Annotated in this window: 18 protein-coding genes; 14 read left to right on the top strand and 4 right to left on the bottom strand. The window is 34.8% G+C overall.

The genetic code is table 11. The features are described from left to right. Positions 1 to 88: 88 nt before the first annotated feature. The gene (locus tag AC1EUU_RS12490; RefSeq protein ID WP_480201764.1) at positions 89 to 424 is read right to left on the bottom strand and encodes a single-stranded DNA-binding protein; all 336 of its coding nucleotides are present in this window, start codon (positions 422 to 424) and stop codon (positions 89 to 91) included. Between the two features lie 168 nt (positions 425 to 592). Here AC1EUU_RS12490 and AC1EUU_RS12485 point away from each other — a divergent pair, with 168 nt between their 5' ends. Continuing rightward, positions 593 to 1126, top strand: coding sequence for a GNAT family N-acetyltransferase (locus AC1EUU_RS12485; RefSeq protein ID WP_480201763.1), 534 nt, complete (start codon positions 593 to 595; stop codon positions 1124 to 1126). Next, positions 1126 to 1473 carry a hypothetical protein gene (locus AC1EUU_RS12480; RefSeq protein ID WP_480201762.1) on the top strand — a complete coding sequence of 116 codons (348 nt, stop codon included), beginning with the start codon at positions 1126 to 1128 and terminating at the stop codon, positions 1471 to 1473. The genes AC1EUU_RS12485 and AC1EUU_RS12480 overlap by 1 nt, the downstream gene beginning before the upstream one ends. Positions 1474 to 1735: 262 nt before the next feature. On the opposite strand, the gene AC1EUU_RS12475 is transcribed toward AC1EUU_RS12480, so the two are convergent. Next, positions 1736 to 2200: a CBS domain-containing protein gene (locus AC1EUU_RS12475; protein WP_480201761.1), complete on the bottom strand. Its 465-nt coding sequence runs from the start codon at positions 2198 to 2200 to the stop codon at positions 1736 to 1738. A gap of 142 nt (positions 2201 to 2342) precedes the next feature. On the opposite strand from AC1EUU_RS12475, the gene AC1EUU_RS12470 reads away from it, so the two are divergent. Genes AC1EUU_RS12470 through AC1EUU_RS12460 form a run of 3 tightly spaced genes read left to right on the top strand, consistent with a single transcriptional unit; the run spans position 2343 to position 5062 of the window. Continuing rightward, a complete protein-coding gene (locus AC1EUU_RS12470; protein ID WP_480201760.1) occupies positions 2343 to 3530 on the top strand; it encodes a phosphoglycerate kinase in 1188 nt (395 codons plus the stop codon). Between the two features lie 3 nt (positions 3531 to 3533). Next, positions 3534 to 4028 (top strand): GNAT family N-acetyltransferase, encoded by a 495-nt coding sequence (locus tag AC1EUU_RS12465; RefSeq protein WP_480201759.1) that lies wholly within the window; start codon positions 3534 to 3536, stop codon positions 4026 to 4028. Then, positions 4025 to 5062, top strand: coding sequence for an NADP(H)-dependent aldo-keto reductase (locus AC1EUU_RS12460; RefSeq protein WP_480201758.1), 1038 nt, complete (start codon positions 4025 to 4027; stop codon positions 5060 to 5062). The genes AC1EUU_RS12465 and AC1EUU_RS12460 overlap by 4 nt, the downstream gene beginning before the upstream one ends. Positions 5063 to 5088: 26 nt before the next feature. Here AC1EUU_RS12460 and trpS read toward each other — a convergent pair whose 3' ends face one another. Continuing rightward, positions 5089 to 6057, bottom strand: coding sequence for a tryptophan--tRNA ligase (trpS, locus tag AC1EUU_RS12455; protein WP_480201757.1), 969 nt, complete (start codon positions 6055 to 6057; stop codon positions 5089 to 5091). A gap of 149 nt (positions 6058 to 6206) precedes the next feature. Between trpS and AC1EUU_RS12450 the strand changes: the two genes are divergently transcribed. Continuing rightward, on the top strand, positions 6207 to 6953 hold the full coding sequence (locus AC1EUU_RS12450; protein WP_480201756.1) for a lysophospholipid acyltransferase family protein: 747 nt from the start codon (positions 6207 to 6209) through the stop codon (positions 6951 to 6953). Further along, a complete protein-coding gene (gene trhA, locus AC1EUU_RS12445; protein ID WP_480201755.1) occupies positions 6946 to 7596 on the top strand; it encodes a PAQR family membrane homeostasis protein TrhA in 651 nt (216 codons plus the stop codon). Before AC1EUU_RS12450 ends, trhA begins: the two co-directional genes overlap by 8 nt. Here the strand turns inward: trhA and AC1EUU_RS12440 are convergent. Further along, positions 7593 to 8750, bottom strand: coding sequence for a DNA polymerase III subunit (locus AC1EUU_RS12440; RefSeq protein WP_480201754.1), 1158 nt, complete (start codon positions 8748 to 8750; stop codon positions 7593 to 7595). The genes trhA and AC1EUU_RS12440 overlap by 4 nt on opposite strands. A gap of 222 nt (positions 8751 to 8972) precedes the next feature. Between AC1EUU_RS12440 and AC1EUU_RS12435 the strand changes: the two genes are divergently transcribed. The 7 genes from AC1EUU_RS12435 (at position 8973) to AC1EUU_RS12405 (ending at position 16078) form a co-directional block, all read left to right on the top strand. Beyond that, positions 8973 to 10130 carry a PSP1 domain-containing protein gene (locus tag AC1EUU_RS12435; RefSeq protein ID WP_480201753.1) on the top strand — a complete coding sequence of 386 codons (1158 nt, stop codon included), beginning with the start codon at positions 8973 to 8975 and terminating at the stop codon, positions 10128 to 10130. Then, positions 10123 to 10614, top strand: coding sequence for a gliding motility lipoprotein GldH (locus AC1EUU_RS12430; RefSeq protein ID WP_480201752.1), 492 nt, complete (start codon positions 10123 to 10125; stop codon positions 10612 to 10614). The genes AC1EUU_RS12435 and AC1EUU_RS12430 overlap by 8 nt, the downstream gene beginning before the upstream one ends. After that, positions 10607 to 12907: a transglycosylase domain-containing protein gene (locus AC1EUU_RS12425; protein WP_480201751.1), complete on the top strand. Its 2301-nt coding sequence runs from the start codon at positions 10607 to 10609 to the stop codon at positions 12905 to 12907. The genes AC1EUU_RS12430 and AC1EUU_RS12425 overlap by 8 nt, the downstream gene beginning before the upstream one ends. A gap of 2 nt (positions 12908 to 12909) precedes the next feature. Then, positions 12910 to 13611 carry a CoA transferase subunit A gene (locus tag AC1EUU_RS12420; protein ID WP_480201750.1) on the top strand — a complete coding sequence of 234 codons (702 nt, stop codon included), beginning with the start codon at positions 12910 to 12912 and terminating at the stop codon, positions 13609 to 13611. 4 nt (positions 13612 to 13615) lie between these two features. After that, positions 13616 to 14275: a 3-oxoacid CoA-transferase subunit B gene (locus AC1EUU_RS12415; protein ID WP_480201749.1), complete on the top strand. Its 660-nt coding sequence runs from the start codon at positions 13616 to 13618 to the stop codon at positions 14273 to 14275. Between the two features lie 80 nt (positions 14276 to 14355). Next, entirely contained in the window at positions 14356 to 15117 is a 762-nt protein-coding gene (locus AC1EUU_RS12410) for an exodeoxyribonuclease III (RefSeq protein WP_480201748.1), read from the top strand. 10 nt (positions 15118 to 15127) lie between these two features. After that, entirely contained in the window at positions 15128 to 16078 is a 951-nt protein-coding gene (locus AC1EUU_RS12405; RefSeq protein WP_480201747.1) for an OmpA/MotB family protein, read from the top strand. Positions 16079 to 16147: the final 69 nt, after the last annotated feature.

The raw sequence follows: 16147 nt of genomic DNA, 5'->3' as shown, positions 1-16147 counted from the left end.
TCAAATCTGTAGTAAATCTAAAGAAATCAGCTAGTTGAGAAATAAAAGAGCGGCAAATTACCACTCTTTTGACAATTTTATTATTTATTTACTTTCCGCCCAGCATAAGTAATTCATTGCATACAATTTCGGTAACATATCTTTTCTCTCCATTTTTATCTTCGTAACTTCTAGATGTTAACTTTCCTTCGATGGCAATTTCATTTCCCTTTACCACATATTTTTCAATGATTTCAGCAGTCTTATTCCATGCTATAATACTATGCCATTGTGTATCTGTCACTTTTTCTCCCTTAGCATTTCGATAAACTTCATTGGTTGCAATTGAGAATTTTGCTAATTTTTTACCCGAATCAAGCGTTAAGATTTCTGGGTTATTTCCTAAATTTCCAATCAACTGTACTTTGTTTCTAAGTGTGCTCATAATTTTAATTTTTTGTTTAACAGTTAAGCCTATTGAATATCATTTGTTCAATTCAACGCTGCAAAGATGTATTGATCATGAAACTATTATCGGTTGTTAATCATTTACTTTCGATTGTAATTGAATGTAAACGAATAAATCGTATATTGCATTACTCAAGAATTTTTTATGGAAATTTTCGCTGAAACCGAAAGATTGATCTTAAGGGAAATCGTAGATACTGACTTAAATGCAATGTTTGAATTAGATGCAGATCCAATAGTTCATAAATATTTAGGTAACAAGCCTATAAGAACAAAAGAAGAAGCCCAAAAAAATATTGACTATATCAGACTACAATATAAGGAAAGAGGGATAGGTCGTTGGGCGGTCATTAATAAAACTAACAATGAATTTATGGGTTGGTCTGGATTGAAACTCAATACCGAAGCAGTTTTAAATAATCACTCAAAATTCTATGATGTTGGTTATCGATTTATTCCTCGTTATTGGGGAAAAGGCTACGCCACAGAATCTGGGAAAGCAGCAATAGATTATGCTTTCAATACAATGAAATTGAACATAATTTACGGTATTACCGAAATGGGGAATGAAGCATCTCATAATGCATTATTGAAAATAGGACTTACCTATATAGAAGACTTTTACTTTGAGAAAGAAAATTTGCAATTAAGGTGGTATGAAATTAAAAACAACTTGTAATGGACAGAAAATGCTTAGAATGCGGTGAAAAAGTACTAGGTAGAAGTGATAAAAAATTCTGCTCAGATTATTGCAGAAACACCTACAATAATAAAGTTAATAAAGAGAGCAAAAATCTTATTCGGAATATTAACAATCGCTTACGAAAGAATTACAAAGTACTTTCTGAACTTAATAAAAGTGGAAAAACGAAAGTGGGTAGAAATAAACTGTACGACCGAGGTTTTGACTTTCAATTGTTCACTTCTATTTATACTACTAAAACAGGTAATACTTACTTCTATGTATACGATCAAGGTTATTTGGCCTTAGAAAATGAATACTATCTACTTATAAAAAGAGATTAAAAAATAATCTCTAATTTTTAGCTTCACCACATAAAATATAATTTAAAATAAACTTTATAGTAGGAGTTTTCTTTGTTCGATTGTTTAATTCACGAAGCCAAGAGAATACAGCTTCAATCGACGTACAAAGGGAAAATTGCTATGAAAAATCTTTTGAAGTCGTTTATTTTCTTCTTTCTCCCCTTAAGTAAGAAAAGTCTTGCTAACAAGAATGTAGTATCTGTTAGTTATTTATTGGAAGTCCACCGAAAGGTGGGCTTTTTCATTTCCAGTTCTGGCCCTTTTGTTCTAAAGCCGCAATTAAAACATCTTTTTGACTTATCTGCCCTACGAGTTTTCCATTTTCTACTATTGGAAATCTTCTACGTTTAGATGTTAAGAACTGTTTTGCAGCATCAAAAATATTTAAATTACCATCGATCGTTTCCACATTTTTTACCATGTGCTTATCAACCGTGTCATTATCTATAGGCATATTATAATAACGACTTTCAGAAATTTGCTTAATACAATCACCTTCTGAAATAATACCTAGCAATTCATTCTTTTCATTCACAACAGGCCCTCCAGATATCTTATTCTTAATCAAAATTTGCATTACCTCGGCAACGGGTTGATCTGGTTTAAAGGTGATTAACTTTTTGGTCATATAATCTGAAACCAATGCTGGTTTTAACTCCGCTTTTTTTGGTTGACTTCTACGTCCTTGAAAACTTTTTATAGCCATAATTCTAGCATTTTATCTCTTAAATATAGATAATAAATCGATAAATGACCTTAAATAGCCCTAATTATGTTATCAACAACTATAAAAACCGCTAAAAATAATTGTAGATACTTTATATTTGGTTCTTCAAAAAAATTACCAGATGAAAACCATAAATGATTTTGATTTTAAAGATAAAAAAGCTTTGATCAGAGTAGATTTTAATGTACCTCTTAATGATGAGTTTCAAGTAACAGATGATACTAGAATTAAAGCAGCAATGCCCACTATTATTAAGATACTTGAAGATGGGGGTAGTTGTGTGTTAATGTCGCACTTAGGACGTCCAAAAGGTATTGAAAATAAATTCTCTCTTAAACACATTTTAAACAAAGTAAGCGATGTAATAGGTGTGCAAGTAAAATTTGTTGATAATTGTGTAGGTGTAAAAGCTGAAAAAGCCAGTGCAGAATTACAGCCTGGCGAGGTACTATTACTCGAAAATCTACGCTTTCATAACGAAGAAAAATCTGGAGATGAAACTTTTGCTAAACAACTTTCAAAATTGGGCGATATCTATGTAAATGATGCCTTTGGCACGGCGCATCGTGCTCATGCTTCTACAACAATTGTAGCGCAATTTTTTGAAAACAAAAAATGCTTCGGAGCACTACTAGCCAAAGAAATTGAAAGTATTAATAGAGTTCTTGAAGACAGCGAAAAACCTGTAACGGCCATTTTAGGCGGTGCTAAAGTATCTTCAAAAATTGGAATTATTAAGAATATACTCGATAAAGTAGATCATATTATTATAGGCGGTGGGATGACTTTTACCTTTATTAAAGCCCTTGGCGGAAATATTGGAAACTCTCTTGTTGAAAACGACAAACTTGATCTAGCATTAGAAATTTTAGAGGAAGCCAAAGAAAAAAACACGAACATTCATCTTCCAATTGATGCTGTAATTGCAGATGATTTTAAAAATGATGCTAATACACAAATCGTTGAGATCAATGATATCCCAGACGGATGGATGGGCTTAGACAGTGGCCCAAAAACCAACGTAGGCTTTTCTTTTGTGATTGCACAATCAAGAACCATTTTATGGAATGGTCCGTTAGGTGTTTTCGAAATGCCTAAGTTCGCAAAAGGAACTATAGAATTGGGTAATGCCATTGCAGAAGCCTCAGCAGACGGTGCTTTCTCTCTTGTTGGAGGTGGAGATTCTGTAGCTGCGGTAAAGCAATTCGGATTTGAAAATAAAGTTAGCTATGTTTCTACTGGTGGGGGTGCCATGTTAGAAAGCTTAGAAGGAAAAACATTACCCGGAATTGACGCTATACTAAATTAGATTTTGATCTTTAGAGAAGGAAATATTTCTGACTTAGCGCAATGTAAAGAAGTTGGGTTAGCATCGTATTCTCAATATTTCGAAGTTTTAGATCCTGAAAACAGAGAAAAGCTAAATCAAATATTGAACAATAGTGATAACGTAAAAAAGTTTATTACTAACAGTACTTCTTTTGTTTGCGAAGTCGAGAATGAGATCGTTGGAGTAATTTATTATTTCGCTAGTGGCAATCCTACCGACTTGTATTCTAGCAATGTTTCTTATATTCGTTCATTAGGTGTAAAACCAGAATATCGGGGCTTAGGTGTTGGAAAAAAACTAACACAATTATGTATCCAGCATGCACTAGAAACCAATGAAAAATTAATAGCCCTACACACCTCTGAGTTTATGGACATCGCTAGAAGTATGTATGAAAAAATGGGGTTCAAAAAACAGAAAGAAGTTCAAAGACTCGGAAAAAAATATTGGATTTTTATTAAAGAACTAAACAAATGAAGTATACCAATCTACCAACCACAGCTATAAAAGTTAGTAAAATATGCCTTGGTACAATGACTTGGGGCGAACAAAACACGGAGGCTGAAGGTCATAAACAGATGGATTATGCCTTAGATCAAGGTGTTAATTTTTTTGATACTGCAGAGCTCTATTCAGTTCCAGCAAAAGCAGAAACCTATGGTGCTACCGAAAAAATTATTGGTACTTGGTTTAAAAAAAGTGGTAATAGAGATAAAGTTATATTAGCCAGTAAAATAGCCGGGGCAGGGCCTTATACGGCTCATATTAGAAAAACCGGATTTTCAAAAGAAGCAATTGCCGAAGCAATTGAAGGTAGCCTTAAACGATTGCAAACAGACTATATTGATTTGTATCAGTTACACTGGCCTGAACGTCCCGTGAATTGTTTTGGAGTCCGTGATTTCCCGTATCATCAACAAACACAATGGGATGATAATTTTGCCGAAATTCTAGAATCTTTAAATGAGCATATAAAAACAGGTAAAATTCGCCATGTTGGTCTTTCAAATGAATCGGCTTGGGGTGTTATGCGTTACCTTGAGGAGTCCAAACAAAAAAACTTACCACGTATGATTACTCTGCAAAATTCATATTCTCTATTACATAGAATGTATGAAACCAATCTTTCAGAGGTTTCTATACGAGAAAATATTGGTTTATTGGCATATTCTCCTCTTGCCTTTGGTGTATTATCAGGTAAATATTTAAACAATCATATGCCTCATGATGCTCGTGTTACTTTATTTCCTAATTACAACAGATATAGTAGTAAAGAATCTGAGAAAGCCGTAATTGCATATAATGCCATTGCAGAAAAGTATGGACTTAGCTTAACACAGTTATCATTGGCTTTTGTAAACCAACTACCATTCGTAACTGGTAATATTATTGGAGCAACAAAAATGAGTCAATTAAAAGAGAATATTGACAGTATTAACATAGAATTATCTCAAGAAGTTATAGATGAAATTAACGTCGTTCATGCTAAAATACCAAACCCTGCAGCGTAGAACATGTCATTTGTGATACTAATAACTTAGTAACCTAATTTTTCACGAACTCGGTCAAGTACTTCCTGTGCTATTTTTCTTGCCTTCTCTGCGCCAATGGCTAGTGCATCATCGATTTCGTTCAGATTATTCATATAATGATTGTAACGCTCGCGCTCTTTTGCAAATTTGGTGACTAGTAATTCAAAAAAGGCTTGTTTGGCATGGCCATAGCCATAATTGCCCCCTAGATAATTGGCTCGCATTTCTGCAATTTGATCTTCATTTGCAACAAGCTTATACAAAGCAAATAAATTACATGTGTCTGGATTCTTAGGCTCTTCTAATGGTGTGCTATCTGTTTGAATTTTCATGACCTGTTTGCGTAATTTTTTATCATCTAAAAACAGGTTAATATCATTCTTTCGAGATTTACTCATCTTTTCACCATCAGTTCCAGGCACCAACATGGTATCTTCTTTCAACCTAATTTGAGGTGGTAATAAAACTGCTCCTACTTTATGGTTAACTCTATTAGCAACATCGCGCGTCATTTCCAAGTGTTGAGATTGATCTTTTCCTACTGGTACAATATCTGCATCGTATAATAAAATATCTGCTGCCATGAGCATTGGATAGGTAAACAATCCTGAATTTACATCTTCTAAACGATCCGCTTTATCTTTAAAGCTATGAGCCAATGTCAATCTCTGATATGGAAAAAAGCAGCTTAAATACCAAGATAACTCGGTAACCTCAGGAATATCACTCTGACGGTAAAACACGGTCTTCGCTATATCTAATCCAAATGCCAACCAGGTGGCCGCTGTGCTATATGTATTTTGTTTTATAACCTCACCATCTTTAATTTGCGTAAGCGTATGCATATTGGCAATAAACAAAAATGACTCATTTGCTGGGTCATTAGCCATTTCAATTGCGGGTATAATTGCTCCTAATAAATTTCCAAGGTGCGGAGTACCTGTGCTTTGTACACCTGTAAGTATTCGTGCCATAATTTACTGCTTTCCCATTTTTTGGGATGTGTTTTGCGTTGGCAAAAATATGAATTAAAAACCTCAATCAACAAATTTCAAACTTTAAAGACGGCCCTCGAATTTTCAATTTTACTATTTGAATATTTTTATTGTTACATTTGACTGCTATGGAGCTATTTAAAAATATCTTCCGCATCTTTTGGCGCGCTTGGTTTTATGGCTGGGTTTTTTTTTCAATTCTTTTTGCATTACCCTTACTTATCTTTGTAATTTATGATGAAAGGTATTACAAAACCTTTTTTAAAATTGCCATTGCTTGGGGAAAAACCATTGTTTTTGTTATGGGCTTCAAGCCTGTTGTAACATATGAGCAAGATATTTTAGCTAATAAAAACTATATGTTTATTGCAAATCATGCATCATTGATAGACGTAATGCTGATGCTATCTGTAATGAAAAATCCTGCAGTTTTTGTAGGGAAAAAAGAACTGCGAAAGCTTCCTGTTTTTGGTTATGTGTTTAGAAAGACCAGCATCTATGTAGATCGAAGCAGTGAAAAAAGTCGTAAAGAAGTATATGTACGCGCTCAACAGAAATTAAACCAAGGATTAAGCATTGCAATTTTTCCTGAAGGATTGGTCCCTGAAGAAAGTGTAATTTTAGCTCCATTTAAAAATGGCGCTTTTAGAATGGCGATAGAGCATCAAATACCCATAGTTCCAATGACATTTTATGATGTAAAAAAACGTTTTTCTTGGACTTTTTTTAGTGGTTGGCCAGGAAAACTAAGAGTTAAAGTTCATCCATTCATAGAGACTAAAGGATTAACCATAGATGATATGGAGCCTTTAAAGCAACAAGCCTTTGATTTAATTCTTAACGAGCTAATTCAAGATATGAAGATTAATGGATGATAAACACTTAACATATTATTCTAAAACCGAAGAACAGCTTAATGTTGTCACACACGGAATAGGATTTCTTCTTAGTATTGTAGCATTAATTCTTCTTGTGAATCATGCAAGTAAAATGGGAACTGCTCGGCATATTGTAAGCTTTACCATTTTTGGAGCGAGTCTAATTTTATTGTATTCTGCCTCGACATTTTATCACTACGTTCAACAACCAAAACTTCGTAAAAAGCTGAACATTTTGGATCATTCTGCCATTTACGTTTTAATAGCTGGCACCTATACCCCGTTCACTTTAGTAACCTTAAAAGGCTGGCTAGGCTGGACTCTTTTTGGAATAACATGGGGAATTGCACTTATCGGCATATTCTTTAAACTTTTTTATACCGGAAGATTCGATAAGATTTCAACGATTGCATACGTTGCGATGGGATGGATTGTAATTTTCGCTATTAAACCTCTAATAGAAAATCTTCCAATTAATGGTTTGTATTGGTTATTATCAGGAGGTGTTTTTTACACGGTTGGCGCAATTTTATACAGCATTGAAAAATTAAAATTCAACCACGCCATTTTTCATGTTTTTGTTTTACTCGGGAGTTTTTCTCATTTTATGGCTATATACTACTACGTATTAAAGCACTAAACGGTTTCCTTTTGATATAAAAGTCGTGTAAGTTTGATTGAAAGATCGAGTAATATAATTTTGGCATTACCGTTTCGCTCAATATGGTAGATCGCATTATTAAGTTCGTTACTTATTTCCAGAATATTACCACTATGTACAAAAGGAGCGAATTTTTCCAAACTAAAATTTGACGTTTTAGGTTCTAAAAAAACTAGTTTATCGGCTTGATAGTTTTTCAGCATCGCTTGTCTAAAAAATTGCAAACAATACTGTAAAAAATTCTTTTGTACTTCGCGCCCTGAAACGGCAATTGCATCACTCCAACCTATAAGATCTTGTATAACAGCTGCATTTCCTCTTGCCCTAAACGCAGTACGAACCCAAGTAACAAACCATTGTTCAAACTGTTCATCACTATCCTCATTATGTGCCAATTTCAATGCTTTATTCCAATTACCATCTGCTTGATGCGCTATTTTTATAGCCTCGTTATCAGTTATATGCTCATATTCAAGCAGTCCGTTTTTAATTTCATTTTCACTTAAAGAAAATAATTTAACAACTTGGCAACGCGATTTGATAGTGTCAAGAATTTGATCTTCGTTTTCAGTAATTAAAAGTAAGACCGTCTTTTCAGGAGGTTCTTCTATCAATTTTAGTAATTTATTAGATGCTGCAATGTTCATTTTTTCGGCCATCCAAATGAGCATAATCTTAAAATTACCTTCAAATGCTTTTAATGATAGCTTTTTAACAATACTTTCAGCCTCATCAACTCCTATTTGTCCTTGTTTCTTTTCAATGCCTAATTGGCTATACCAATCAAATAGGTCACCATAAGGGCTATTGGCCACAAAATCTCGCCATTCATCTAAGAACAAATCACTAACCGGATGCTTTTTTACATTGGCATTTACTGCTACCGGAAATACAAAATGCATATCGGGATGCATCAATTTATTAAACTTTAAATTACAGGCTTCATTCCCGGTAATATTTTCGCCATTAGAGTTTTGACATAAGATATATTGAGAGTAAGCAATAGCTAAGGGCAAAGCCCCGCTACCCTTAGGAGCTACAAATAATTGCGCATGAGGAATACGCTTATTTCCAACCGACTGTATCAATTGTTTTTTGGCCTTTTCTTGCCCAATAATTTCCTTAAAAAGCATAAAGCAAAAGTATGTGAATTTTTTAATTCATTAACGAAGAAAGCAAGATGAAAAAACTTGTCTGTACTTAAAATGATTATTGTTAGTTAAAGAATTGTAGTTAAGAGGCCCCGTTTAAGCCTATTTATAATTTAGCAATTATCACTATCTTTACCAATGATAACTGATTTATGAATTTAGAATCGAAAACTAAGTTTTCGATTTCAAAATATACTTACATATATGAGCTGTAATAGTTGCTCTACAGATACTAATGGTATCCCTAAAGGCTGTAAAAGCAATGGCAGTTGTGGTACAGGAAGTTGTGATAAATTAACAGTCTTTGATTGGCTCTCTAATATGACGCTGCCTAGTGGTCAACAGCCATTTGATATCATGGAAGTCCGTTTTAAAAACGGACGGAAACACTTTTATAAAAACACTAAAAATTTATCTATTACTGTTGGCGATGTAGTAGCCGTTGAAACCTCACCAGGACATGATATTGGAACCGTTTCTTTAACCGGGGAATTGGTAAAAATACAAATGCGAAAAAAGAATGTAAGCGACGACAATGATGCTGTTAAACAAATCTATAGAAAAGCAAGTCAAAAAGATATAGATGTATGGCAGTCTGCTCGTAATAAAGAGCAAGAAGTTCAAAGAAAATCACGTTTAATTATTAGCCGACTTGGTTTAGAAATGAAATTATCTGATGTTGAATTTCAAGGAGACGGAAACAAGGCTACCTTCTATTATACAGCAGATGATCGTGTAGACTTTAGGCAATTAATAAAGGAGCTGGCTTCTACATTTCGAATACGTATAGAAATGAAGCAGGTAGGGCTCCGCCAAGAAGCAGCTCGTTTAGGCGGGGTAGGATCGTGTGGGCGAGAATTATGTTGTTCTACATGGCTGACCGATTTTAGATCTGTAACCACCTCTTCTGCGAGATATCAACAATTATCATTAAACCCTCAAAAGCTAGCTGGCCAATGTGGTAAGTTAAAGTGCTGCTTAAATTATGAGTTAGATTCATACATGGATGCTTTAAAAAGCTTCCCCAATACCGATACCTGGTTACAAACTGAAAAAGGTACAGGTCTTTTTCAAAAAATGGATATTTTTAAAGGGTTAATGTGGTATGCATACAAAGAAAATCCTATACAGTGGCATCAGTTAAGTGTAGAGCAAGTAAACGATATTATTACTTTGAATGGTAATAAGAAAAAAGTGGCTAGCCTTGAAGAATATGCTTCCGAATTTGAGTTCGAAAAAAGTGATGAAAAGATTTTTAGCGATGTTGTTGGGCAAGATAGCCTCACGCGCTTTGATAAAAAAACTAAAAAAAGAAGAAGAAATAAAAATAATAAACGAAGAAAACCACGTAATAATGCCTAAAATATTAGCGTTTATATTATTAGCAATATGTTTTGTATCATGTGGGGATGATAAAGAGTTTGATGAGTATAAATCTATTACAAATGCACAATGGAATAAAGACTCAATTATGAACTTTAAGTTTTCTCCAACTGATACCATTTCACGAAACAATCTTTATATTAATTTGCGGAATAATAAAGACTATGAGTTTAATAATCTTTGGTTAATTGTTGGGATTGACTTCCCAAATAACACAAGTATTATTGATACTTTAGAGTATGAAATGACCGATGCGCAGGGACAGTTTTTAGGCTCAGGGTTAACAGATCTTAAGCAAAACAAGTTAGAGTATAAAGCAAACGTTATTTTTCCATTGAGCGGAGAATATAATATCAATGTTCAACATGCCATGCGCAAAAGCGGAGAAATTGAAGGAATAGCCAACCTTAAAGGCATTACAGATGTTGGAGTGAGTATAGAAAAAGTAACAAACAATGAGTAAAAAAACAAACGAACAATTATCAAGCTTTAAAAAATATACGCGTTGGTTATGGCGTCTCTTTTTTGGAGGAATTGGTGCTATTATTCTTCTTTTTTTATTGGCAGGTTTTGGTGTTTTTGGAAAACTTCCAACTTTTGAAGAATTAGAAAATCCAAAAAGCAACTTGGCCACAGAAGTTATTTCCATCGATGGAAAAACCATAGGAACCTACGCGGTTGAAAATAGAACTCCGATAGGTTACAGAGATTTACCACAAAACCTAGTCGATGCCTTAATTGCAACTGAAGATATTAGATATTATAACCACTCGGGGATAGATGTAAAAGGAACTATTAGGGCTTTTGCTTTTTTAGGTAGCAGAGGTGGTGCCAGTACAATTACACAACAGTTGGCAAAATTATTGTTCCACGGGCAAGGCTCCAAAAATAAGTTTAGTAGAGGATTACAGAAAATTAAAGAATTGGTTATTGCTATTAGACTAGAGCGGCAATACACTAAAGAAGAGATCATCGCCATGTATCTAAATAAATATGATTTCTTAAATCAAGCCGTTGGTATACGTTCTGCTTCTCGCATCTATTTTAGCAAAGAGCCTAAAGATTTGACCCAGGAAGAATCAGCAATGTTAGTTGGCATGCTCAAAAATTCATCGCTATACAATCCTTTACGAAGAAAGGAAATGGTGAAGAATAGACGTGATGTTGTTTTAGCTCAGATGGGGAAATATGATTTCTTAACAAAGCAAGAAAAAGATTCGCTACAAAACTTACCATTAACACTAGACTATTCTCCTGAAGATACAAGTTTCGGCGTTGCTACCTATTTTAGAGAATATTTACGTGGTTTTATGAAAGATTGGGTAAAAGAAAACCCAAAACCTGATGGTAGTGATTATAATATATTTAGAGATGGTCTTAAAATATATGTTACTATAGATTCTAGAATGCAAGAATATGCTGAAGCGGCAATGGAAGAACATATGTCTAACCTACAACGTGTGTTTTTTAAGGCGCAAAAAAATAATAGAACAGCTCCCTTTTATGATTTAACGAAGAAGCAGGTTGCAAGTACTATAGAAGGGGCTATAAAGCGTTCTAATCGTTGGAAGCGTATGAAAAAACAAGGTAAATCTGAAAAGGAAATCCGTGAATCTTTCAATAAAAAGATTGATATGCGAATTTTCTCTTGGAAGGGTGAAATTGACACGCTAATGACTCCTAAAGATTCCATTATTTATTACAAGCATTTTCTTAGGTCTGGCTTACTCTCTACAGACCCCCAAACAGGTCATGTAAAGGCATGGGTAGGTGGTATTAATCATAAACATTTTCAATATGATCATGTAAAACAAGGATCGCGGCAAGTAGGCTCAACATTTAAACCATTTGTATATGCTACTGCAATTAATCAATTACAATTATCACCCTGTCGCGAATTAAATAACACCCCCTACACTATTCCTAAAGGAAAATATGGTTTGCCAGAAGATTGGACTCCCAAAAACTCTGATGGAAAATATGGTGGGGTTAGAACTTTAAAAAATGCACTGGCAAATTCCACCAATGTAATAACCGCTACGCTTATTGATCAAGTTACACCAACCAACGTTGTTCGTTTAGCGAAAAATTTAGGTGTAAAAAATGAAATTCCCGAAGTTCCTTCTATTGCTCTAGGAAGTGTCGATTTAACACTTTACGAAATGGTAGGAGCCTATAACACATTTGCTAATAAAGGGATGTATGTAGAGCCAATGATGATTTTACGAATAGAAGATAAAAATGGCACAGTACTTAGTGAGTTTACACCTAAAACCAAAGAAGTTTTGAGCGAACAATCAGCCTATACCGTAATTAACCTTTTAGAAGGTGTTACTCAGGCTGGTTCAGGTGTTAGACTACGTACGTCTTGGAGTAAATATCCAGACAGTATTGCATCTGGTTATCCGTATAAGTTTACCAACCCTATTGCAGGAAAAACAGGAACTACGCAAAATCAATCTGATGGGTGGTTTATGGGTATTGTACCCAATCTAACAACAGGTGTTTGGGTAGGTGCAGAAGACAGAGCTGCTCATTTTGAAGATTTAGCACGTGGACAAGGAGCGTCAATGGCCTTACCAATATGGGCTTTGTATATGCAGAAATGCTATGCCAATGAAGATTTAAAAATTAGTAAAGAAGCATTTGAAAAACCAGAAAACCTAAGTATTGAACTAGATTGTGAAAAATACAAGAATCCTGAAAATGGTGATGACGGTGAAGAAATTATTGAAGAAGTAGATTTTAATCAATAGATATGATAAATAAAGTAGTAAAAGATGCTCAAGAAGCTTTACAAGGAGTAACATCGGGCATGACTTTTATGTTAGGTGGTTTTGGACTTTGTGGTATTCCTGAAAATAGTATCTCAGAATTGGTTCGCTTAGGTATCAATGATCTAACTTGTATATCAAATAATGCAGGGGTCGATGACTTCGGCCTAGGCTTATTACTGCAACAACGTCAGATAAAAAAAATGATTTCCTCATATGTAGGCGAAAACGACGAATTCGAACGACAAATGCTTAGTGGTGAGTTGGAAGTCGATCTTATTCCGCAGGGAACGTTGGCAGAGCGATGTAGAGCAACAGGTGCAGGTATTCCGGCATTTTATACACCTGCTGGTTATGGCACCGAGGTTGCCGAAGGAAAAGAAACCCGTGAGTTTAATGGTAAAATGTATGTTTTAGAGCATGCTTTTAAGCCAGATTTTGCATTTGTAAAAGCCTGGAAAGGTGATACCGCAGGTAACTTAATTTTTAAAGGAACCGCACGAAATTTTAACCCAATGATGGCAATGGCCGGTAAAACTACCGTTGCTGAAGTTGAAGAGTTGGTTCCTGCCGGAACATTAGACCCAAACCAAATTCATACTCCAGGAATTTTTGTGCAACGTATTTTTGAAGGAAAAAACTACGAAAAGCGTATTGAGAACAGAACCATAACTCCTAAAAATTAATTGTATGAGCCTTGATAAGATCGGAATTGCAAAACGAATTGCCCAAGAATTACAAGATAGATGGTATGTGAACTTAGGAATAGGTATTCCAACACTTGTAGCAAACTATATTCCAAAAGGTATTCAAGTAGAATTTCAAAGTGAGAATGGTTTACTTGGCATGGGGCCTTTTCCATATGAAGAAAATGTGGATGCCGATTTGATCAATGCAGGAAAACAAACTGTAACCGTTTTAGAAGGAGGCTCGATTTTTAATTCTGCAACTAGTTTTGCAATGATTCGCGGTCAACATGTACAGCTCACTGTTCTGGGGGCGATGGAAGTAGCACAAAATGGAGACATTGCTAATTGGAAAATCCCTGGAAGAATGGTTAAAGGCATGGGTGGTGCAATGGATTTAGTTGCTTCTGCAGAAAACATTATTGTTGCTATGATGCATACCAATAAGCGGGGAGAATCAAAACTGCTTAAAAAATGCTCATTGCCATTAACAGGGGTTGGTTGCGTAACTAGAATTGTAACTAATTTAGCTGTTCTTGAAGTGAAAGATAATGCTTTTCATTTACTAGAGCGAGCACCTGGAGTATCGGTTGAAGAAATAAAGAATGCTACTGAAGGAACACTTGTTGTTGAAGGTGAAATTCCTGAAATGACTATTAACTAAAAACTCAAATTCTAAATACCAAATTCTAGAATTTTTGAAAAAATCTACTGTTAGGATTTGATATTTAACAATTGAAATTTATGAATATAATCTCTTACAACGTAAATGGCATTCGCGCTGCTTTAAAAAAAGGGTTTATAGATTGGTTACAAGCTGCCAATCCTGATGTGATTTGTATTCAAGAAACAAAGGCACATAAAGAACAGCTGGATCTAGCCATTTTTGAGCAAGCTGGTTATCCTTATCACTACTGGTTTTCTGCACAAAAAAAAGGGTATAGCAGTGTAGCCGTCCTGTCAAAGATTAAGCCAAATCATGTTGAATATGGTACCGGAATAGAAACAATGGATTTTGAAGGTAGAAATCTTCGATTAGATTTCGACAATGTGTCTGTTATGAGTTTATACTTGCCCTCGGGAACCAATGACGACCGGTTGAATTTCAAACTTAATTATATGGCCGAATTTCAAGAATATATTAATCAGCTAAAACAAGAAATACCAAACCTCGTTATCTGCGGAGATTATAATATTTGCCATGAAGAAATTGATATTCACAACCCAAAAATGAAAGGGGTTTCCGGGTTTTTGCCTGTTGAGCGTGAATGGATTGGCAAGTTTATTGATAGTGGGTTTATTGACACCTTTAGGTATTTTGTAAAAGAACCTCATCACTATAGCTGGTGGAGTTACCGTGCAAATGCTAGAGCAAATAACAAAGGTTGGCGTATTGATTATTGTATGGCCACAGAACCTTTAAAAGATCGATTAAAGCGTGCTTATATTTTACCAGAGGCAAAACATTCAGACCATTGCCCTATTGGGGTTGAAATAGAAACTTAAAACACAAGTGATGAAAAAATTTCTTTTTATTCTAACACTTACCAGCCTTTTAACTTCTTGCGTATCGAAAAAAGTTTACACCGAATTAGAAGATAAGTATCATCGATTGCGCGATAATAACTCTGATCTTTTTGATGAAAATCAAAGTTTAATTGATACAAAAAAAGAGTTAGAGGCTAACAAAGCAAAGTTACAATCTGAAGTTGATAATTTAAGTGCAGATAAAAGTAAATTGAATGACGAGGTTGCGCGATTAGCCGATAAAAAAAGTAAGCTTGAAAAAGAATATGATGAACTCTCACAAATGAGTGCCGAGCAACTTTCTGAAAAAGAAAAGCAAAACAGAACCTTGCTAAAACAACTTCAAGATAAGGAAGCGCGTTTAGCTGCTGAAAGCGGACGTTTAGAAAAACTGCAAGGCGAGCTAAACTCAAGATCAAAACGTGTAGATGAATTAGAAGGGTTAATTGCTGCTAAGGAAGCTAAAATGCTACGCTTAAAAGATGCTGTTTCAGCTGCTTTAAGTGGGTTTGAAGGAAAAGGTTTAACCGTAGAGCGTAAAAATGGGAAGGTTTATGTTTCAATGGAAAACAAATTACTTTTTAGTTCTGGTAGCTGGGCCGTAGGTTCACAAGGGCGAACCGCAGTTGTGAATTTGGCAAGCGTATTAAGACAAAATCAAGACATTGATGTTTTAATAGAAGGACATACCGATAATGTGCCTTATGGCGGAAAAGGTTCAATACAAGATAACTGGGATCTTTCTACAAAAAGAGCAACGGCTGTAGCAAGAATATTAACGAATAATAATGTTTCTCCAAAACAAATAACCGCCGCTGGTCGTAGCAAATTTTTACCTGTAGCAAGTAATAATTCTATTTCGGGTAAAGCGAAAAATAGGCGTATCGAAATTATTCTAGCCCCTAATTTGGATGCGATAAATCAATTATTAAATGAATAGTAGACCTTTGTAATGCTCAACATGATTCAGCTTCCATTAATTTAAAAAGTTCCTGCGCTTTTAAGAGTT

This window comes from Maritimimonas sp. 2205BS37-2 (genome assembly GCF_056591755.1).
The sequence above is the reverse complement of the archived record's forward strand: the minus strand, read 5'-3'. Positions and strand labels throughout refer to the sequence as shown.